Origin of the sequence: Dactylococcopsis salina PCC 8305, from assembly GCF_000317615.1 — a bacterium.
Lineage (GTDB): Bacteria > Cyanobacteriota > Cyanobacteriia > Cyanobacteriales > Rubidibacteraceae > Halothece > Halothece salina.
Genome location: NC_019780.1, coordinates 2,555,774 through 2,572,958, shown reverse-complemented (window position 1 = coordinate 2,572,958; position 17,185 = coordinate 2,555,774). Strand labels below are relative to the sequence as shown.

The 17,185-nt window shown below is 43.1% G+C and carries 14 protein-coding genes and 1 tRNA gene; 7 read left to right on the top strand and 8 right to left on the bottom strand.

What is annotated here, in order from left to right; all coding sequences use genetic code 11:
• Positions 1 to 39: 39 nt before the first annotated feature.
• A complete protein-coding gene (glyS, locus tag DACSA_RS12615) occupies positions 40 to 2,190 on the bottom strand; it encodes a glycine--tRNA ligase subunit beta (protein WP_015230119.1) in 2,151 nt (716 codons plus the stop codon).
• Positions 2,191 to 2,480: 290 nt separating this feature from the next.
• Here glyS and DACSA_RS12610 point away from each other — a divergent pair, with 290 nt between their 5' ends.
• Positions 2,481 to 2,975 carry a hypothetical protein gene (locus tag DACSA_RS12610; RefSeq protein WP_015230118.1) on the top strand — a complete coding sequence of 165 codons (495 nt, stop codon included), beginning with the start codon at positions 2,481 to 2,483 and terminating at the stop codon, positions 2,973 to 2,975.
• A 336-nt stretch (positions 2,976 to 3,311) separates the two neighbouring features.
• Here DACSA_RS12610 and DACSA_RS18335 read toward each other — a convergent pair whose 3' ends face one another.
• Complete coding sequence (locus tag DACSA_RS18335) at positions 3,312 to 4,049, bottom strand: ClpP family protease (protein WP_015230117.1); 738 nt, start codon at positions 4,047 to 4,049, stop codon at positions 3,312 to 3,314.
• Positions 4,050 to 4,591: 542 nt separating this feature from the next.
• Here DACSA_RS18335 and DACSA_RS12600 point away from each other — a divergent pair.
• Positions 4,592 to 4,663, top strand: a tRNA-Asn gene (locus DACSA_RS12600).
• A gap of 52 nt (positions 4,664 to 4,715) precedes the next feature.
• Here DACSA_RS12600 and DACSA_RS21645 read toward each other — a convergent pair.
• Positions 4,716 to 4,907 carry a hypothetical protein gene (locus tag DACSA_RS21645; protein ID WP_198007564.1) on the bottom strand — a complete coding sequence of 64 codons (192 nt, stop codon included), beginning with the start codon at positions 4,905 to 4,907 and terminating at the stop codon, positions 4,716 to 4,718.
• A 163-nt stretch (positions 4,908 to 5,070) separates the two neighbouring features.
• On the opposite strand from DACSA_RS21645, the gene DACSA_RS12595 reads away from it, so the two are divergent.
• The 4 genes from DACSA_RS12595 to DACSA_RS12580 all read left to right on the top strand — a co-directional run bounded on the left by DACSA_RS12595 (position 5,071) and on the right by DACSA_RS12580 (position 13,453).
• Positions 5,071 to 6,249 (top strand): peptidylprolyl isomerase, encoded by a 1,179-nt coding sequence (locus DACSA_RS12595; protein WP_015230116.1) that lies wholly within the window; start codon positions 5,071 to 5,073, stop codon positions 6,247 to 6,249.
• Positions 6,233 to 7,237: a thiamine-phosphate kinase gene (gene thiL / locus DACSA_RS12590; protein WP_015230115.1), complete on the top strand. Its 1,005-nt coding sequence runs from the start codon at positions 6,233 to 6,235 to the stop codon at positions 7,235 to 7,237. Before DACSA_RS12595 ends, thiL begins: the two co-directional genes overlap by 17 nt.
• A gap of 400 nt (positions 7,238 to 7,637) precedes the next feature.
• Positions 7,638 to 13,091 (top strand): ribonucleoside-triphosphate reductase, adenosylcobalamin-dependent, encoded by a 5,454-nt coding sequence (gene nrdJ, locus DACSA_RS22215; RefSeq protein WP_015230114.1) that lies wholly within the window; start codon positions 7,638 to 7,640, stop codon positions 13,089 to 13,091.
• A 62-nt stretch (positions 13,092 to 13,153) separates the two neighbouring features.
• Positions 13,154 to 13,453, top strand: coding sequence for a hypothetical protein (locus tag DACSA_RS12580; protein ID WP_015230113.1), 300 nt, complete (start codon positions 13,154 to 13,156; stop codon positions 13,451 to 13,453).
• Here the strand turns inward: DACSA_RS12580 and DACSA_RS21635 are convergent.
• Positions 13,437 to 13,595: a hypothetical protein gene (locus tag DACSA_RS21635; protein WP_015230112.1), complete on the bottom strand. Its 159-nt coding sequence runs from the start codon at positions 13,593 to 13,595 to the stop codon at positions 13,437 to 13,439. The two genes, DACSA_RS12580 and DACSA_RS21635, sit on opposite strands and share 17 nt — an antisense overlap.
• 106 nt (positions 13,596 to 13,701) lie before the next feature.
• Here DACSA_RS21635 and DACSA_RS12575 point away from each other — a divergent pair, with 106 nt between their 5' ends.
• Positions 13,702 to 14,418, top strand: a complete 717-nt coding sequence (locus DACSA_RS12575) for a Zn-dependent protease (RefSeq protein WP_015230111.1) — start codon at positions 13,702 to 13,704, stop codon at positions 14,416 to 14,418.
• On the opposite strand, the gene DACSA_RS12570 is transcribed toward DACSA_RS12575, so the two are convergent.
• The 4 genes from DACSA_RS12570 to DACSA_RS12555 all read right to left on the bottom strand — a co-directional run bounded on the left by DACSA_RS12570 (position 14,415) and on the right by DACSA_RS12555 (position 17,183).
• A complete protein-coding gene (locus DACSA_RS12570) occupies positions 14,415 to 15,842 on the bottom strand; it encodes an LCP family protein (protein WP_015230110.1) in 1,428 nt (475 codons plus the stop codon). The genes DACSA_RS12575 and DACSA_RS12570 overlap by 4 nt on opposite strands.
• A 97-nt stretch (positions 15,843 to 15,939) precedes the next feature.
• Entirely contained in the window at positions 15,940 to 16,299 is a 360-nt protein-coding gene (locus DACSA_RS12565; RefSeq protein ID WP_015230109.1) for a hypothetical protein, read from the bottom strand.
• Between the two features lie 38 nt (positions 16,300 to 16,337).
• A complete protein-coding gene (locus DACSA_RS12560; RefSeq protein ID WP_015230108.1) occupies positions 16,338 to 16,937 on the bottom strand; it encodes an alpha/beta hydrolase in 600 nt (199 codons plus the stop codon).
• Between the two features lie 33 nt (positions 16,938 to 16,970).
• Positions 16,971 to 17,183, bottom strand: a complete 213-nt coding sequence (locus tag DACSA_RS12555; RefSeq protein ID WP_015230107.1) for a DUF6737 family protein — start codon at positions 17,181 to 17,183, stop codon at positions 16,971 to 16,973.
• Positions 17,184 to 17,185 lie beyond the last annotated feature (2 nt).

The following is a 17,185-nucleotide window of genomic DNA, read 5'->3' as shown; positions in this document are numbered from 1 at the left end:
GTTTGATGTTGGGTTACGTTTCCTCCACCCAACCTACGTTTAGTTTTTGACGATTTGTCCGAAGTCTGCCAAAATTCGCCCATGATTTCGCAATAATCCCAACAAATGTAACCGATTTTGTTGGATTGCAGGATTTTCCGCCATGACTAAAACACTTTCTTCTCCATCGAAAAAACGACTAACAGTTGGCGCAATTTCGACTAATCCCGCCACTAATTGCTCATAGTTGCGTTGTTCCCGACTCGCTTCGGTTTTCGGTAAAAGGGCGATTAAAGCCTCATAGAAGGCTTTTTCTGAGTTTTGCTCAAACAAATTCGGATCAATCAATCCTCGTGGATCAAGGGTTTGCTTGTCTAATGTTCCTTTCGCGGCTAAACGGGTGGAACGATTCACGGTTTCATAAATGGCATCTAAGGTTTGATTATTTCGTATTTCTTGCAAAAATTCCGCTCTTGCTTGTACGTCTAACACAGCGGTTAACGCCCGTTCGGTATATTCTGGATCGTTTTCCCCTAAAACGGCGTTGATCAGATCATAATCAATATTTTTCTCTGCTAAAAGGGTGCGTATCCGTTGCAAGAAAAAGTCTTGGAGTTGGGAAAGGAGATTAACGGTATGTTCGCTTTTCCCAAAGGTGTTGATAAAGTCAGTCACTCCTTGTTGTAAAAGGGTTTTGAGGTTGAGGGGGAGATCATATCCCCAAATAATGCTGATGATACCATTGGCGGCGCGACGGAGAGCAAAGGGATCAGATGAACCACTGGGAATCATTCCTAAACCAAAAATACTGACTAAAGTATCGGTTCGATCGGCAATGGCGACGACTTGGGCGATAATTTGATCAGGAAGAGCATCATTAACCCCTTTTGGGAGATAATGTTGAGCAATGGCGCTGGCGACAACTCTATCTTCACCACTGGCGAGGGCGTATTTTTCCCCCATAATTCCTTGTAATTCTGGAAATTCTCCCACCATCTGCGTTACTAAGTCTGCTTTACACAATTGGGCGGCGCGTTGGATTTGCTGTTTCTCGGAGTCCGATCGCGCTAATTGTTCACATACCCATTGCGCGTAGTTTTCAATCCGTTTCACTTTCTCTCCCACTGATCCGAGTTTTTCTTGGAAGGTAACGGTATCCAGTTGGGGGATATAATCTGCTAAGGGTTGACTTAAATCAGCATTGTAGAAAAATTGACCATCCGCTAAACGAGCGCGAATCACTCGTTCATTTCCTCTGGTGATGATGTCTGCTTTTTCAGGATCACCATTGGCGGCGGTGATAAAGTAGGGGAGAAGCGCTTGAGCGGTTTCGTCTGTCCAAACGGGAAAATACCGTTGATGAGAGATCATTTCGGTGGTGATGACTTCGGGAGGAAGGTTGAGAAATTCTTCGTCAAATTTCCCGATGATGACAAACGGAAATTCTACGAGGTTGGTGACTTCGTTGAGTAAGTCTTCATCGAGAATCGCATATCCTCCTTTCCCTTTGGCTTCGGTTTGGACTTGTTGCGCGATCGAGCGTTTTCTCTGTTCAGGATCAACAATAATTTGTGCTTCTTCTAGGGTTTTGACATATTGTTCGGGAGTAGGAATCGGAATCTGGCGCGGTGACAACACCCGATGACCCCAAGAAACATTTCCACTTGCAATCGTCTCTGATCCATTTTCTAAAACCACAGATAACACCTGTTCATCTAACAGCGTGACTAACCAGCGAATCGGACGCGGGAAGCGCAAATCGCCATCTCCCCAACGCATAAAGCGCTTTCCTTCTAGTCCAAAAATCCACTGTGCGGTTAATTCTTGCAAAATCTCGGCAGTGGGACGACCAATAATGGTTTTTTTGACAAAAACAAAGTCTCCCTTGTCTGTGGGGCGAATTTCGAGGTCTTCGATCGCCACCCCTTGTTTTTTAGCGAATCCTTGCGCTGCTTTCGTTGCTTCTCCGTCTTTAAACGCAGCACTCGCCGGCGGTCCCTTTACTTCCTCTTCTCGATCGGGCTGTTTTTCGGGTAGCCCCGTAATCACCACCGCTAAACGACGCGGTGTTCCGTAAAACGCCAAGGTTTCTGAAGTTAAAAATTGTTCTTGTAAGCGGTTGGGAATCAGGGTTTTCCACTGCTCGATCGAGCTTTCAACAAAATCAGCAGGGAGTTCTTCAGTGCCAACTTCTAAAAGGTAACTGACCATAATTGTAGGAGAGTTATTTCCTAGTACGACTGTTACTTAATAGTAGCTGAGATCGTTTAACTTTTTGAACAAGTTTGCTCCTTGTACAACGCTCTTAGTTGACATGAATTGTTTAGGTCTTTTAGAATCAGGGAAATAATTTGAATTGATTTGTGTGTCAGTGTTAAGTACAGGACAAAAATTGTAACCACTCCAGAAACTGACGGGATATAATATCTAATTCATTGACAACCGATCGCAGATTAGTCGCACTCATTAATAAAACTTAATTCATTATCGTAACTAATATCATGAATAATTTTGGAAAAGCTCTTTTCTTTAGACTGGCACAATTGCAAAAATTGGCAAGAGAAAAATTTTTGTTGATGTTATCTTGCTTTCTCCTTTTTATAAGTGTGTCAATTACTTGGGGTAACTTCAGTTCAGTTAATGCTCAATCTCCGTACGAGAATGGGTTGCAATTTAACATTCAGTCTCCTAGTAATTTTATTCAAGATGCTGAAAATCAGTCTGCTTTCCCTAGTGACGATGGACTAAGAAGTGGAATTAATAAAAGAGAGCTAATGTCAATAGTAGTTTTACATGGAATTCTAGCGAACAGTAATGTTGATCCTATGAAACAAAAGAGTCAAAGAAGATGGGGTGGTAATGCTTTGATAAATGATCCTGTTGATGATATGGTTAAGCAAGCAATCAAAATTACCAATAAATTAATCATAAATTTAGAAGATGAAGAGTTAAAGCAAGATGACTCTAATAGTTCTAACCAAGAAAATGGGCAGTAAACCCAAATAGAAAAGTGGAAGTAAATGGTTTCTGTCTGGATTAATAGACTTCTACGCCAAACTTATATCAGATTCCCGTATTTTTAATTAATGTTAAATTCCTGTTAATAACAATAAGAAAATCCCCCTAATAGGGGAATTTAAAAGTTACTTTGACTGTACAAAAGCTCCCTTAACTATTACTAAAGATTTACTAGAAGCACCCATGCAAAATTATTGACATATAGTGGTAAATCAAAAATTTTGTGTTACGAGAGCATAGACTCACAATATAGGCATATAGGCAATTAATTATGCACAACTGCTTAGACAAAATAAATAACGGTTAAATTCAGATTAAGGACAAGCATCTCTAAAGCTCACTTTATTACCCTGATCAATCAAATATAGATAACAACTTTGACCTAGTATTTCACTGGGAAACCCTATTTCTTCAGCCAATCCTATATCAATGGCTTCTGATGCTGTATATAAGGTTTCTAGCTCTAAAGCTCTAACCGTTTCAGCCTTACTCAAGTTTGTACATGATTCGGTAACTTCTTCAATAAAATTACTGTCGTTTTTCATATCTTCATAGATTGTTTCGGCTTGGTGGTGACTGTATTGCCTACCAGGATTCGTGGTACTATAATGAAGGGTAAAATAAGAATTTGGAGAAGCCGTTCTTTTATCACCTGCACAATAAATCCATGAAGCTGCGGAGCTGCTCATAGCTATATTATGGGTATGTAAGTTGATAGGAAGATTCTTTAAATATTCATAAGCCATCATGCCACTTTTAACTTTTCCACCACCACTGTTAATCACTAATAATACATCTTCAATGCCTTGATTAGACAGCTGAGTAAGAAGATTGACTAAATTGCCTACAGTATCATTGTTGATTTCTCCTAACAACTTAATTGTGACAGTGGGAGCTTGTCTTTCGGCACTAGAATCTTCATTAATCGGTAAACTTTGATTTGGTTCTTGTGATACTCTTCTTTCGGGCTGACCTTGCGCTTGACTTGCAGGAAGATTAGTTAAGCTCAAGAGCAATAAAGGGAGGGTAAGATTTAGTAAATACTTGTACATCACTCACGTTCTAGATTGACTAAGAATTAGTTTAAGATAGCTAAACGATCATAGTTCCAAACTACTTATTTTATAAAAGTTAATAGTTTCCTAACACCTAAATCACTTCTAATAAGTTGCGCTAATATCAGAGTAATATGTATATTCTCAACGCCAATCAGAGAAATGGCAAGAGAGGACTAAAGTCCTCTGTGTCTGCTATAATAGACGAGGCCCAAAGATGGTGAAAAACCCGTCAGGCTTATTAAAAAAGTAGAGATACAGCTAGACTTTCGTTTAGCCAAGGTCTGTAGGGCATCTTTGAACGTGCCATCCTCCCTTCGCTCCGGCTTCGGGAGACTCCTTTCTAACACTCGATTTGTGATTTGAATCCATTGAGTTGTTTCGATTGGAATCCACGCGATTTTAGTCCGTGGAGAGTTCAAAACAGTCTATCAACTCAGAGACATTTTAGGTACAAAAAAAATTTCGATTTGCCCTTGCCAAGATCAAAATCCTATGTTTATAATGATAGAGCGTTACAAACGAAGTAACTCAAACAATCCTCAGTAGCTCAGCGGTAGAGCGGTCGGCTGTTAACCGATTAGTCGCAGGTTCGAATCCTGCCTGGGGAGTTAAAAAATTTAGGATTGACATTTCTAGGGACGGACAATGGTTCGTCCCTGTCTAATTGGGTTTTGCTGTTGGGAAGCTGAAAGTTTTACCAAATAAGGATTTGAGGCGATTAAGATATGAGTAAAAATGCAAGTTCATTGATTGTTCAATCGTCACGCACCTTGCCTCTTGCCTCTTGCCTCTTGCCTCTTGCCTCTTGCCTCTTGGCTCTTGCTGATTGGTGTTGGGTTTCGTAAACTTCACCCAACCTACTTGCTTTTGCCTTTTGCCTCTTGCCTTTTGCCTCTTGCCTCTTGCCTTACTAAACCAACCAATGGACTTTTTCAGGAGGCGCTAATCGGTTTGATATGGGGACGAGAGAGCGTGTACATTAAAGTTGAGGTGTTATATTTGCCCAAGTTAAAGTATGTTGAAACCGTTAAAATGGCTAGAACCCCTGTTCAAAACCAGTATCATTACCCTGTTATTGCTGAGTCTTTCCATTGGACTCAGTGGCGCTTGGTGGAACTTCTGGGGGGGATCGCAAGAAGACAAACAACCGAAGCGAGAGAGTGTTCTCGCTCAAGGGGAGGCGATTACTGACCCTACTGCATTATTACGTTATGCCCTCCCTTTTGAAAACTATCCCGCGCGAAAGTTACAAGATAGCATGGAGGATATTGGCTTCCAACTGCGAGGGAAACGTTGGGGTCCGATTAATCGTGATTTGAAAAACGCGAATCGGATGTTAACGAATAAAACAGAGGAACTATTAGCTGGTGTTCCCGAACAAAATCGTGAGGAAGCTAAAGCCTTAATTCCAGAAATTAAGAAAAATATCAACGAATTACGGGAAGTAGTGGATCAACGGAATTTAGAGGAAATTTGGCGAGTTCGCCGTGATATCCTCGAACAACTGGACGATCTCGAAGCGTTGTTTGTGGAGGAGTTTCCGTTCTCCATTCCCGAAGAATATGCTGATTTACCACGATTAAAAGGACGAGCGACGGTTGAGGTAGAAACCAGCGAAGGGAATTTAACTGTGGTTGTGGATGGGTATAGCGCCCCGATTACGGCGGGAAATTTTGTGGATTTGGTCGATCGAGGCTTCTATGATGGATTAGAGGTGAACCGCGTTAATGATTTTGCGGTACAAACGGGTGATCCCCCAGGACCCGAACAAGGTTTTATCAATCCCGAAACAGGAGAATATCGTTCCATTCCTTTAGAAATTTTGGTACAAGGGGATGAAAAGCCTGTTTATGGCGCAACTCTCGAAGAAATCGGACGCTACAAAGCACAGCCAGTTTTGCCCTTTTCTGCCAATGGAGCAGTAGCGATCGCACGTCCGAGCGGTGATCCCAATGGCGGTTCTTCTCAGTTTTTCTTCTTTAAGTTCGATAGCGAACTGACTCCTCCAGGATTTAATTTCATGGATGGACGTTATGCCATATTTGGTTACGCTGTCCAAGGAGATGAAATTTTAGAAGATATGCAAGAGGGAGACAAAATCATCTCTGCTCGTGTGGTGAAGGGAATTGAAAACTTAGAACGTCCTCAAGCCTCCCCAAGAACTGCCAACCGCGACAATGAAACCAGAAGCTAATTTAACTGTAGCTGCGATCGGAGAACAAGGTCTGTTAAAAATACTACACCAGTTTTGTCCGTCGCATTTAATTGGAGATGACGCTGCTGTCATTAATCACAGGAGCGATCACTCCCTTGTCATCACTACTGATGTTTTAGTGGATGGTGTTCATTTTAGCGATGGCATGGCGCAACCGAATGTTTACACCACATCCCCCGAAGATGTGGGATGGCGAGCAGTGGCGGCGAATTTATCGGATTTAGCGGCAATGGGAGCAACCCCTTTCGGGATTACAGTGGGTTTAAGTCTCCCTGGCACGCTTCCTGTATCATGGGTAGAACGGCTCTATCAGGGATTAAGTAGTTGTTTAGAACAGTATCAAACGGTATTGTGGGGAGGAGATGTCACTCGCTCTTCTCTACTTACCATTTCCATAACCGCAGTGGGAGAAGTGCAGCCCCAGCAGGTGATTCGTCGTCAAGATGCAAAAGTTGGGGATGTGATTTTTGTGACGGGGGATCATGGTGCGTCTCGCGCTGGGTTGGAGTTATTATTGCACCCTGAACGTCAACAGGAATTAGATACGGTGAGTTTTCAGCAGTTGATTAAGGCTCACCAACGACCACAACCGCGTTTAGATGTTCCCCCGATTTTAAGGGAGATTTTGCCAGAATTTCGGGTGGGGGGAATGGATAGTAGTGATGGTTTGGCAGATGCAATTATTCAGATTGCTCGATCGAGCGGTGTCGGCGCAAAAATCGACGCTGAGGCGCTTCCGATTCCGTTGGCTGTCCGATCGTGGGTTTCTCCAGAAGAGGCGCGAAAATGGACGTTATACGGGGGAGAGGACTTTGAATTAGTTTTAACCCTCCCGCGTCACGCAGCGGAACAATTGCAGGAAAAATTGGGGAACTCAGGGAAAATTATCGGAGAAGTTTCGATCGAACCTGAGATTAAATTATCGGACTCTGATCTGGACTTAAACCAGAGTTTTCAGCATTGGTAGTTAGGGCTTGAGTCAAGAAAACTGAAAGTCTTACCAAATAAGGATTTGAGGCGATTCAGTTCAGATAAAAATGCAAGTTCATTGATTGTTCAATCGTCACGCATATTGCATGCAAGCCTCTTGCCTAAGGCAACTTGCCTAAGGCAACTTGCCTCTTGCCTAAGGCAACTTGCCTTACTTAACCAACCAATGGACTTTTTCAGCAACCCCTAGTGAACGATCTGTCGCCAACCGTGACAGGCTATGACTAAATATAGAAGGATACTCCTGCTTGTTATAGCGCAGCTTTAAAGGAATCGCAACACTTTTTCTAACACCTTTACCCTTCCGTGAGAATTAATTAAGATAAGAATCTCAGTCTTAATTGAAAGAGAAATTTATCAAGTCATATTCCCGAATTATGGTTAGAGAGCTTGCACGTAAACAATCGACAAATTTTCCAGAAACCGCACCAGTGGCAAACCCTGTGTTTTTTCGGACTTATAGCAGACGGACAGAAAAAGGACGAGAAACTTGGGAACAGGTGCGCGATCGATGCGTTGATGGATTAGTCAAGCTAGGTCAACTCACCGCCGCCGAAGCGGAATTGATCACCGAAACCATGACCCACTTAAAAAGCCTTCCTGCTGGACGTTGGCTTTGGGTGGGGGGAACCCAATGGTTAGAAAACCCCAAAAACTATTCTGGCGCTTATAATTGCACTTCCACCAATGTTACTGATTGGCGAGCGTTTGGCTTGATGATGGATTTAGCAATGATGGGGTGTGGCACGGGTGCTGTCCTTGAAGAAAAGTATATCAAGCAATTGCCCACGCTGCGGAATTGTCTTCAGGTTTCGATCGATGGGAAAATTGGAACAGTGTTACCTGAAGCTCGCTCAGAAGAAACAACCGTTAAAATTAATAATCCCCAAGCAGTCAGAATTACTATTGGTGACTCTCGTCAAGGCTGGGTACAATCTTATCAGGCACTTTTAGAACTGGCGAGTAACGAAGATTTAGCGACAGAAGTTAAAGTTATCATTGATCCGAGTCATGTTCGACCAGCAGGAGAGCGACTCAAAGGGTTTGGCGGTGTGGCGAATCCCGTTAAAATTCCCGAATTATATCCCCGTTTAGCAAAGATTCTTAACCAAGCGCAGGGAAGAAAACTCAACGCAGAAGAATGTTGTTTGTTGATTGATGAAGCAGCAGCAACAGTGGTGGCTGGAAATATTCGGCGCTGTTTACCAGAATATGCTTTAGTTCATACCGCAAGAGGGTTGGTGGCGATTAAAGAGGTTAAAGTGGGCGATCTGGTGCAAACTCCTCTGGGTTTCCGTCGTGTGGTGGATAAATTCGATCAAGGAATCCAAGATGTTCGAGAAATCGAAACCAATGGAACATATCCTCAAGCAACGGAGAATCATCGCATGGCGGTTTTAAGTTCAGCTAATGGGGATTATGTCTGGAAACAAGTAGGAGAACTGGAATCGGGCGATCGACTGCTGCACAATACCAAAATTTTAGCGGGGATTCCTACGCAACTCCCAGCAGATGAAACCAGTCTTCATCCCCTTCAAAGTCGAACAGCAAAAGCAATTTCCATTCCAGATTTAAACCCTGATGTCGCTTGGTTGATTGGTTTTACTCATGGCGATGGATATGTCAGTCTGGGACGGAATAAGTACAATAAGCCTTATGGGAGCATCAATTGGGCGACAGATGCTGAACTTGCGCCATTGATCGAAGAAAAGCTAGACCGCGCTTTAGCAAATTTTGGGGTATCTGCAACTAAACAAACTGAGGAAAATGAAAACACCGTTCGTTTTGTTTGTTCCTCAATTCGACTGACAGAATACTTCTTCAAAAATATCAAACGCCCCAAAGAACCGATCGAGATTCCAGATTTTATCCTACAGGGAAGTGTCGAGACTCGCGCCGCTTATTTAGCAGGAATCATCGATAGTGATGGTTCTGTAAAAAATCGTCCCCCGCAATTGGTTTGCACAGTTTACCCTCAATTTGCTCGTCAAATTGCTTCCGTTTTATCAAGTTTGGGGATTGCGGGACGAATCAAGAAAACAATTCCGCAAAAGCTGAACTGGCGAACAAAATATCATGTTTGTCTTCCAGCTTTGAAGGGAGAATATAACAAATTAATTGCTTCTCATGCTGTCAAAGGAGAATTAAAAGTCGGTTTGAAGATGTACGGTTTTACCTTGGCTGGGGAAATGATGCGTGAAGCCTATACCTATTCGGAAATGCAGAAAATGGGTTTTCAAGGTAACCGAAAAGTTGATTCTAACTATGAACGTTATCGGGTGGAGTCGGAAGTAGAAATGGACATCCCTGTTACGTTTAAACAACTGGGTCAAGTGTTCGCTGTCCAAACCTATGATATTGAAGTGGAAGATGCTCACTGTTTCTACTGCGATGGTTATTTAACTCATAACAGCGCTGGGATTCGCCAGTTTGATGCCGATTCACCGTTATTGAAACAAAATCTCTGGCAACCTGATGCAGAGGGAAATTGGCGCATTGACCCCGATCGCGATGCCTTACGGATGGCAAATCATACGCGAGTGTATCATCAAAAGCCCAGTTTAGAAGATTGTGTGGAAGCGGTACGGAGTCAGTTTTATTCTGGAGAAGGGGCGATTCAATACGCACCCGAGGCGATCGCGCGAGGAAATGCTGATCTTCTCGATGAACCGTCGAAACGGAAAGCGTTTCTAGAAGTTTACACAGAAAAAGGGGTGGAAGCAGCGCGAGATTGGTTAAAGAATCAAGCTCCAAAAATGCCAAAAGAGGAAGTAGAACATCGTTTGCAGCGTTATGGGCTGAATCCCTGCGTTACTGCTGAGACATGGGTACACACGGAAAACGGGGCGCAACAGGTTAAAGATTTGATAGGAACGCAGCAAAGTGTTTATGTCAACGGTGAGTTATTTAGCACCACCCCAGAAGGCTTTTTCTACACAGGAACGAAACCTGTAGTCAAGCTAACCACAGAAGAAGGTTATACCCTACGGTTAACCCCGAATCATAAAGTGTTGAAAGTAACCGCCAACCCCCCTTACTTCCCCCCTAATAGGGGGGACAAAGGGGGGTTATATACCGAATGGGTTGCAGTAGAAGAGTTACAACCGCGCGATCGCGTGATGCTGCATAACCACAGAGACATTCGTCCTTGGGAAGGAAATGGAACTTTTGCAGAGGGGTTAGAAATGAGTTTATCAACTGTCAAAGCATTGGTCGGCGATCAATCCCCCCTAACCTCCCTTGCTACAGCAGTGGAAAGCCGATCCCCCCTAACCCCCCTTGCTACAGCAGTGGAAAGCCGATCCCCCCTAACCCCCCTTGCTAAGGGGGGGACTGTACAGCAAGTTGAAACAGGAGGCTATGAGTTTTATCAAGGATTCCTACAAGGCTTATTTTCTGCGAAGGGAAGCATCGAAGAAACAGACCTTGGCGTTTGGATTAAGTTAACCCAAAATGAAGACTTATCAACGGTTCAACGGATGTTGTTACGCTTGGGAATCGTCTCTCGTTGCGTCGGAAAGGAACTGATTATTGCTGAGGATAATATTGATGTTTTTCAAGCAATCATTGGCTTTCATTCTTTAGAAAAACAGTCTTTGCTAACAGATGCGTTAACGAGAAAACCAAGCCAGGAACGACTGGAAAGATTTACAGCAACAGTTGCTAGTATTGAACTTGATGGTATCGAAGCAGTTTATGATTGTACCGTGCCAGGAGTTCATCGTTTTGATGCAAATGGATTAGTTGCTCACAACTGTGGTGAGATAATCGGCCACAATTTTCACTGTGTTGCTGGAGATACTCTGTTGATTACCCGCGACGGAATGGATAAAATTGGCAATTTAGTAGGTCAAACCGTAGAAATTTGGAATGGGAAACAGTGGAGTCGAGTGGTTCCGGTTTTAACTGGGAGAAATCGTTCTTTGTATCGGGTCAGCTTCTCTGATGGAACGTATCTTGATGTCACAGATCAGCATCGTTTCTTTGTAAAAAATCGCTTTGCTAAAGCCTACAAGGAAGTAACCACTGCCGAATTAGCAACAGCATTGAAAACTGAAAATTATGTCCTTCATACTGAACCCTTTACAATTCAATATGATGATGGTGAGTTTGTTGAACCAACCCTTGCTTATACCCTTGGTCAACTGGTTGGAGACGGTTCAATTTGTGGCTATAATGATAAGCCCCAATTACAACTCCGTCTTTATGGAGCTAAAAGTTACCAAAAACTTGTCCTAGCGGGACGTACTTCTGGAACACCTCGTTACTACACAGAAACAAAAACCTTACCTTGTTTGCTTTATACGGGGTTTGATAAAGATTTAACTGTAGAGCAAGTACGAGAACTTAAATATACAGCACAACCATTTGAAAATCTCGCTAGTTGGAATCGAGACTCAATTTTACACTTTATTGCTGGTTTAGCAGATGCAGATGGTTCAGAGGTTTCTTCTGGGGGAATCCGAATTTATTTATCAGGGTATGACCGCACCTATCGGGTTTACCTCTTATTGTGTAAATGTGGGATTCGTTCTTCTATTAACTTAGCAGCAAAAGCTGGATCAGAAACGAATCTGGGCATCCGTCAAAAAGATTTATGGTATCTTCAAATCACTGATTGTGTAGCAATTCCCTGTCAACGCTTAGACACGAGTAAGGGTCATAAGCCGAAATATAAAGGAAAATGGCAAAACATTCGCGCTTGTGATCCGCTTGAAGGATTACATGATACCTTCTGCTTTAATGAACCTGAGTTTCACAAGGGTGTTTTTGGCGGGACTTTAACGGGACAATGCAATCTCAGCGAAGTTCACCTCAATCTGATTGATCCAGATAACGAGAAAGAACTCCGAAGAGCCTTTCAAGCTGGTGCGTTGTCAGTTGCGGTTTTATTAAATCACCAATTCCAAGAACCGCGTTATCAATATAGTCGTGAACTCGATCCGATCGTTGGGGTTTCCTTCACTGGATTATTTGACTTCTTTGTTCATGCAATTGGGGTGGAATGGTTGCGCTGGTGGGAAGAAGGTCGCCCCAATACCGAAAAAGGAAAACGGTTTAAGCAGGTAGAAAGAGCCTATCTGGAGAAATGGCGAGAGATTGTTAATGAGACGGTTGGGGATTACTGCGATCGAAATAACATCAAACGTCCTAATCGTTGCACAACGGTGCAGCCAAGCGGCACGAAATCACTGTTAACGGGTGCGTCTCCAGGTTGGCATCCGCCGAAAGCGGTGCGGTTTATCCGTCGTGTCACCTTTGGCAAAAATGATCCAGTAGCGTTGGCTTGTATTGATTACGGTTATAACGTCATTCCCTCGCAATCTGATAAAGATGAAAGCGGAAACCTGTTACATGATCCCTTTGATCCGCGTTGTACAGAATGGTTAGTGGAGATTCCAGTCGCGGTGTCTTGGGCTGATCTTGAAGGTGCAGATGAGATTGATATTAGTCAGTTTTCGGTATTGGCGCAGTTTGATTTTGCGATGCAAGTTCAGAAGCATTATGTGACTCATAACACTTCGGCAACCTTGGAACTGCGAGAACCTGAAATCGAGGATTTAGGAAAAGCGATTTATGAGGCGATACAAAATGATGAGGGCTATATTTCGGCGGCTCTTTTAGCGCGGTTTGATGCGTATCAGAGTTTCCCTCGTTTACCTTTTGAACCAGTGGACGAAGCCACCTACAATCGTTTGATGACAGAAGTGGAACAACGGCGGACGATCGAGGACTTTCATACGGCGTTACTGCAATATGATGTAGGAGAAAGAGAGGAAGCTGGCCCCACTGGATGTGACAGCGATAAATGTATGTTTCCAGATCAGTAACTTGTAGGGTGGGCAATGCCCACCAAACTTAAATTTTTACTCTGAAAGCAGATTTACAGATAATGACAATTCTGATCAAAGCGTTAGATGAACAAGAATTTTCTGAGGCTGCCACCGGTGGTTATGTTTATGGAAAGTTTAGCCGTTACATTGGGACTAGCTATCGCACCGTTTATGTGTATATTGAAAATTTAGGCGAGGAAAAAATCTATACTGGTAGGGAAAAAAACGACAACACGCAATATAAATTTTTTGTATCTGGCGAAGTGTATTATGCTTTAACAGAGGAAAAACTCAACAGTGGAATTTTTGCCAATGAAAACAACCGTCCATATGTAGATAGTGTTATTTTGTTTTGGTGATTCCTAAGTCTTTCCGATTTCGTCGAGGTTGTATCTTTTTTTGATGTTCCACAATTTCGCTTTGATGTTTATGGAAAAACTCAGGAATTTCATCATGATCAACTTCGTAAATTTCCCCGTTCTTTAATTCAATTCTAGGCATGGCTGTTTAATTGATTTTGTGCTTCAGTTTCATTATGCAATACTGTGCGGATTGGCTTTGCCGATCGAACCGATTTTCTAGACAGTACATTATCATTTTTCACCAAATGCTATCAGATCGATCGCGCTTACGCTTTCTCCGATACATGATCATGGCGGCGTTGTCGGTGGTTGCGGTGACAACGAAAGTAACGTCCTCGGCGCTTCCTCCCCTGAAATCTCATCCTCTCCCCTCCACTTTGGCGCAATGGGAAACTGTCTCCGAGGTGGGAGATTATTTTTCCGCAATAGAAGAAAGTCCATTGGGTTATCTGCTGTGGTCAGAGTTTCCAGTGACAGTGTATCTGGATCAGTCTGAACAGGACGAGAAATGGCGGGAAGCTGTAGAAACCGCAGTCCAAGAATGGAATCGTTATCTTCCCTTACAAGTGAGCGACGATCGAGCAGTTGCCAACATTATAATTACTCGATCGCGCCCTCCCCTCAACACCACTCGCAACCCAGAAACAGGAATCATGGAACTTTCTCGCGCTCGATCGGCTCGTACCCGTTATGAATTTGCCTTAAAACCCACAAACGAAGGTCAAAAACTGATCCATCGGATGAAAATAGAAATCAGTCCCGATCAAAGCCAGAGACACACCCTAGCCACCGCACGCCATGAAATCGGTCATGCTGTGGGAATCTGGGGACATAGCCCTAACCCAGAAGATGCGCTGTATTTCTCACAAGTGCGAAACGCATCCCCAATTTCCGATCGAGACATTAATACCCTCAAACGAATTTATCAACAGCCCACTCGTTTAGGACATCCCATTAATTAATCCTGAGATAAGGCTTCCAACTCAGACTGTCGAGAAACCCAATCCTCTCCCAACTGAATGCTAACCGTCGAATCTAAAGCCCCCGTACTCTCAACTAACACTTTTCCCACTCCCAGAGTCTCCGCGATCGCCTCTGCAGCCTCAAGATTACCATTTTGGGCAATAATGCGAGTTTGCGATAAAGGCTCACCCCACTCCGAAGCCACATAAACATTGCGATAACCGGCTTTTTGTAAACCTCTCGCCACCGACTGCACCGCTTCTGGATTATCCGTGCTATCTTGAATTGCAATGCGAATATAGGGAGAAACCTCACCGTCATCAGAGCGAGAAACCTCTCCCACATCAAAATGACGAGCCATCATCTGATCAATTTGGCGATTATTTGGAAGCCAATAACTAATTTTTCGTTCCTGTTCCCCATCCTCAATTTCTCCAAACCGACCAGGTAACATCAACATCTCGATATTTTTCTGGTCGCGTTTAGCGGCAAACCCTGCCAAAGCTAAAAGTTCTTCCACCCTCAAATTTGTATCTACATTAGACTGAATCACAGAAAAAAGACTAGGAATCCTCGCCAAAGTGGTAGGATTCAAAGCCTGTTCAATTACCGCTCGGATCAAAAGTTGTTGACGTTGTACTCGTCCAATATCTCCATACTGATCATGACGGTAGAGCATAAACTGCATTGCCGTTTCCCCATCAAGCCGTTGTTTTCCTTTTTCAAGGTCAATGTAAAGATGCTGACTCTCATCTTGATATTTCATATCTTTGGGAACATAAAATTCCACACCTCCCAAAGCATCAATCAACTTTTCCACCCCTTGCACATTTACTCGCACATATCGATCGATCGGGACATCTTCCAATAAATTACTAATTGCTTTTGCACTCAAAGCCGCACCACCGCGCTGATTTGCCGTATTAATTTTAACTCTGCCATGACCTGGTAAATAAACTGGCGTATCTCTAGGAATAGAAAGAATAGAGAGGTCATCCGTTTCAGGATTAAACCGCATCAAGAGCATCGTATCTGTCAATCCCTTAAAGGAATTCACTCGTGCATGATAGCCTCCCACCTCTTCTGGGGACTGTCCTAAATCAGAGCTTAATACCTTTGTTCCCAACACCAAAATATTAACCGGTCGGGTGAGTTTCGGGAGTTGGAGAGGCGCTTGTTGAGAAATCTTTTCCTCTTCATTAAATGCTGCATCTTGTTCCACACTTTCAGGGGCGATTTGTAGGGGTTTTGACGTTAGGGTAATGGCTAACAAAGCGCCTGCGGTTGCTGAAAGCATCGCCACCCCCGATAATCCCAAGCCGAGGAAAAACCAACGGGGAGACTGAGAACGCTTTTTTTTGGGGCTGGGAGCAACTTTAGTTTTATATTTTCTTGATGACGGTTGACTTCTCTGTACTTGCACGGGCTTCCTCACACTCACTTACTTTTTTGTAATGATAGCTTGGTTTATTTTAGGGGCAAACCCACTCAAAAGAGGAGAATCAGTATGACAATTTTTTCTACAGGGAACGAGAACGAAAGATTTGATTGGCTAAGGGAGTCAGTCCAGGGAGTTTGGGAGTTTTTCCTCGCCAGAGACGAATCAACAACACCAAGCAACTGACAAAATAACCTGATGTGATTAAACCATCGAGATAGAGTAAACGCACTGACCAAACCGAAGAAGCGGTCATTTTGCCACTCACCCCAAGAAGACTATAAGCAATGAGCCAAGAGAAAGCAAGCATTACTGATAAACGGCTGACTGATTTTTCTGCGGTGTTTCCCTTTTGACGATACAACGTCCACATTGCAGGAATTGTTCCGAAAATAGGGATTAAATAAAGCGTCAGTGAAATTAGAGAGGGATGACGTTTCATGGTTTTTTCTTTCTAAACTAATCCAAAGTCTAACAAACTTATTTACTTATAAATCTTTTCAGGGTTTCTATTACCTCTGGTGTAATTTCATGTCCCATCGGAAACTCTTGATAAGTAACATTAACTCCTTTTTCTTGTAGGGTATCTCGTGATTTTTGCGCTGCATTTAAGGGAACGATCGCGTCTTCTGTGCCATGTATAATCAGAGTTGGTGGTGAAAATTGATCGACTTCTGGTTCAGAATGGAGATATCCCGACAGCGCACACAACCCCGCAAACGGAAGAGAAAACCCCACATCTAGCGTCATTGCTCCCCCTTGAGAAAAGCCAACTAAAAATGTCTGTTGTGGAGGAATCCCTGTGCTACTTTCTAGGGAAGTTAACCAATTTTTTAATTCTTGGCGACTACGGTTTAAACCAACTTCATCATATTTTTGCAAGTCGTACCACATTCGACCATCCGCAACATGAGGATGAGAAAAAGGGGCGTTGGGAAACATCATTTGAGTATTTTTCCAATTAAAAATCGGTGCTAATGTAGCTAAATCTTTCGCATTTGCTCCCCAACCATGTAACCCGATTAATAAGTATTGCGATGGTTGATTTTCTGAGGGGATTGTAATTGCTTCTAATGTCATTTCTCTAATAACTTTGATTAAGTCAAACAGGAATTATTGATCACTGGTTGTTTGTTCGGTGTAGCTTTTGGGAACAAGATAAAGGAAAACATACCACCAGACTAAAATCCCCATAACAACGGGTAAGGTTAACCACCAAAGATGAGTTAAGAGCCAAACTGTACTGGGAATGATGATTCCTGTTAAAATAATTGACCAAGGTTGACACCACCAAGGCTTTTTTTGCCAAATTGAAGGGCTACCCATTC

Bases quoted from the DNA above. Each gene is read 5' to 3' on its own strand.
- DACSA_RS12560 (WP_015230108.1), bottom strand. From the start codon at position 16,937: ATGACATTAGAAGCAATTACAATCCCCTCAGAAAATCAACCATCGCAA.
- DACSA_RS12565 (WP_015230109.1), bottom strand. From the start codon at position 16,299: ATGAAACGTCATCCCTCTCTAATTTCACTGACGCTTTATTTAATCCCT.
- DACSA_RS12595 (WP_015230116.1), top strand. From the start codon at position 5,071: ATGTTGAAACCGTTAAAATGGCTAGAACCCCTGTTCAAAACCAGTATC.
- glyS (WP_015230119.1), bottom strand. From the start codon at position 2,190: ATGGTCAGTTACCTTTTAGAAGTTGGCACTGAAGAACTCCCTGCTGAT.
- nrdJ (WP_015230114.1), top strand. From the start codon at position 7,638: ATGGTTAGAGAGCTTGCACGTAAACAATCGACAAATTTTCCAGAAACC.
- DACSA_RS21635 (WP_015230112.1), bottom strand. From the start codon at position 13,595: ATGCCTAGAATTGAATTAAAGAACGGGGAAATTTACGAAGTTGATCAT.
- DACSA_RS12555 (WP_015230107.1), bottom strand. From the start codon at position 17,183: ATGGGTAGCCCTTCAATTTGGCAAAAAAAGCCTTGGTGGTGTCAACCT.
- DACSA_RS12610 (WP_015230118.1), top strand. From the start codon at position 2,481: ATGAATAATTTTGGAAAAGCTCTTTTCTTTAGACTGGCACAATTGCAA.
- DACSA_RS12580 (WP_015230113.1), top strand. From the start codon at position 13,154: ATGACAATTCTGATCAAAGCGTTAGATGAACAAGAATTTTCTGAGGCT.
- DACSA_RS18335 (WP_015230117.1), bottom strand. From the start codon at position 4,049: ATGTACAAGTATTTACTAAATCTTACCCTCCCTTTATTGCTCTTGAGC.
- DACSA_RS12575 (WP_015230111.1), top strand. From the start codon at position 13,702: ATGCTATCAGATCGATCGCGCTTACGCTTTCTCCGATACATGATCATG.
- thiL (WP_015230115.1), top strand. From the start codon at position 6,233: ATGAAACCAGAAGCTAATTTAACTGTAGCTGCGATCGGAGAACAAGGT.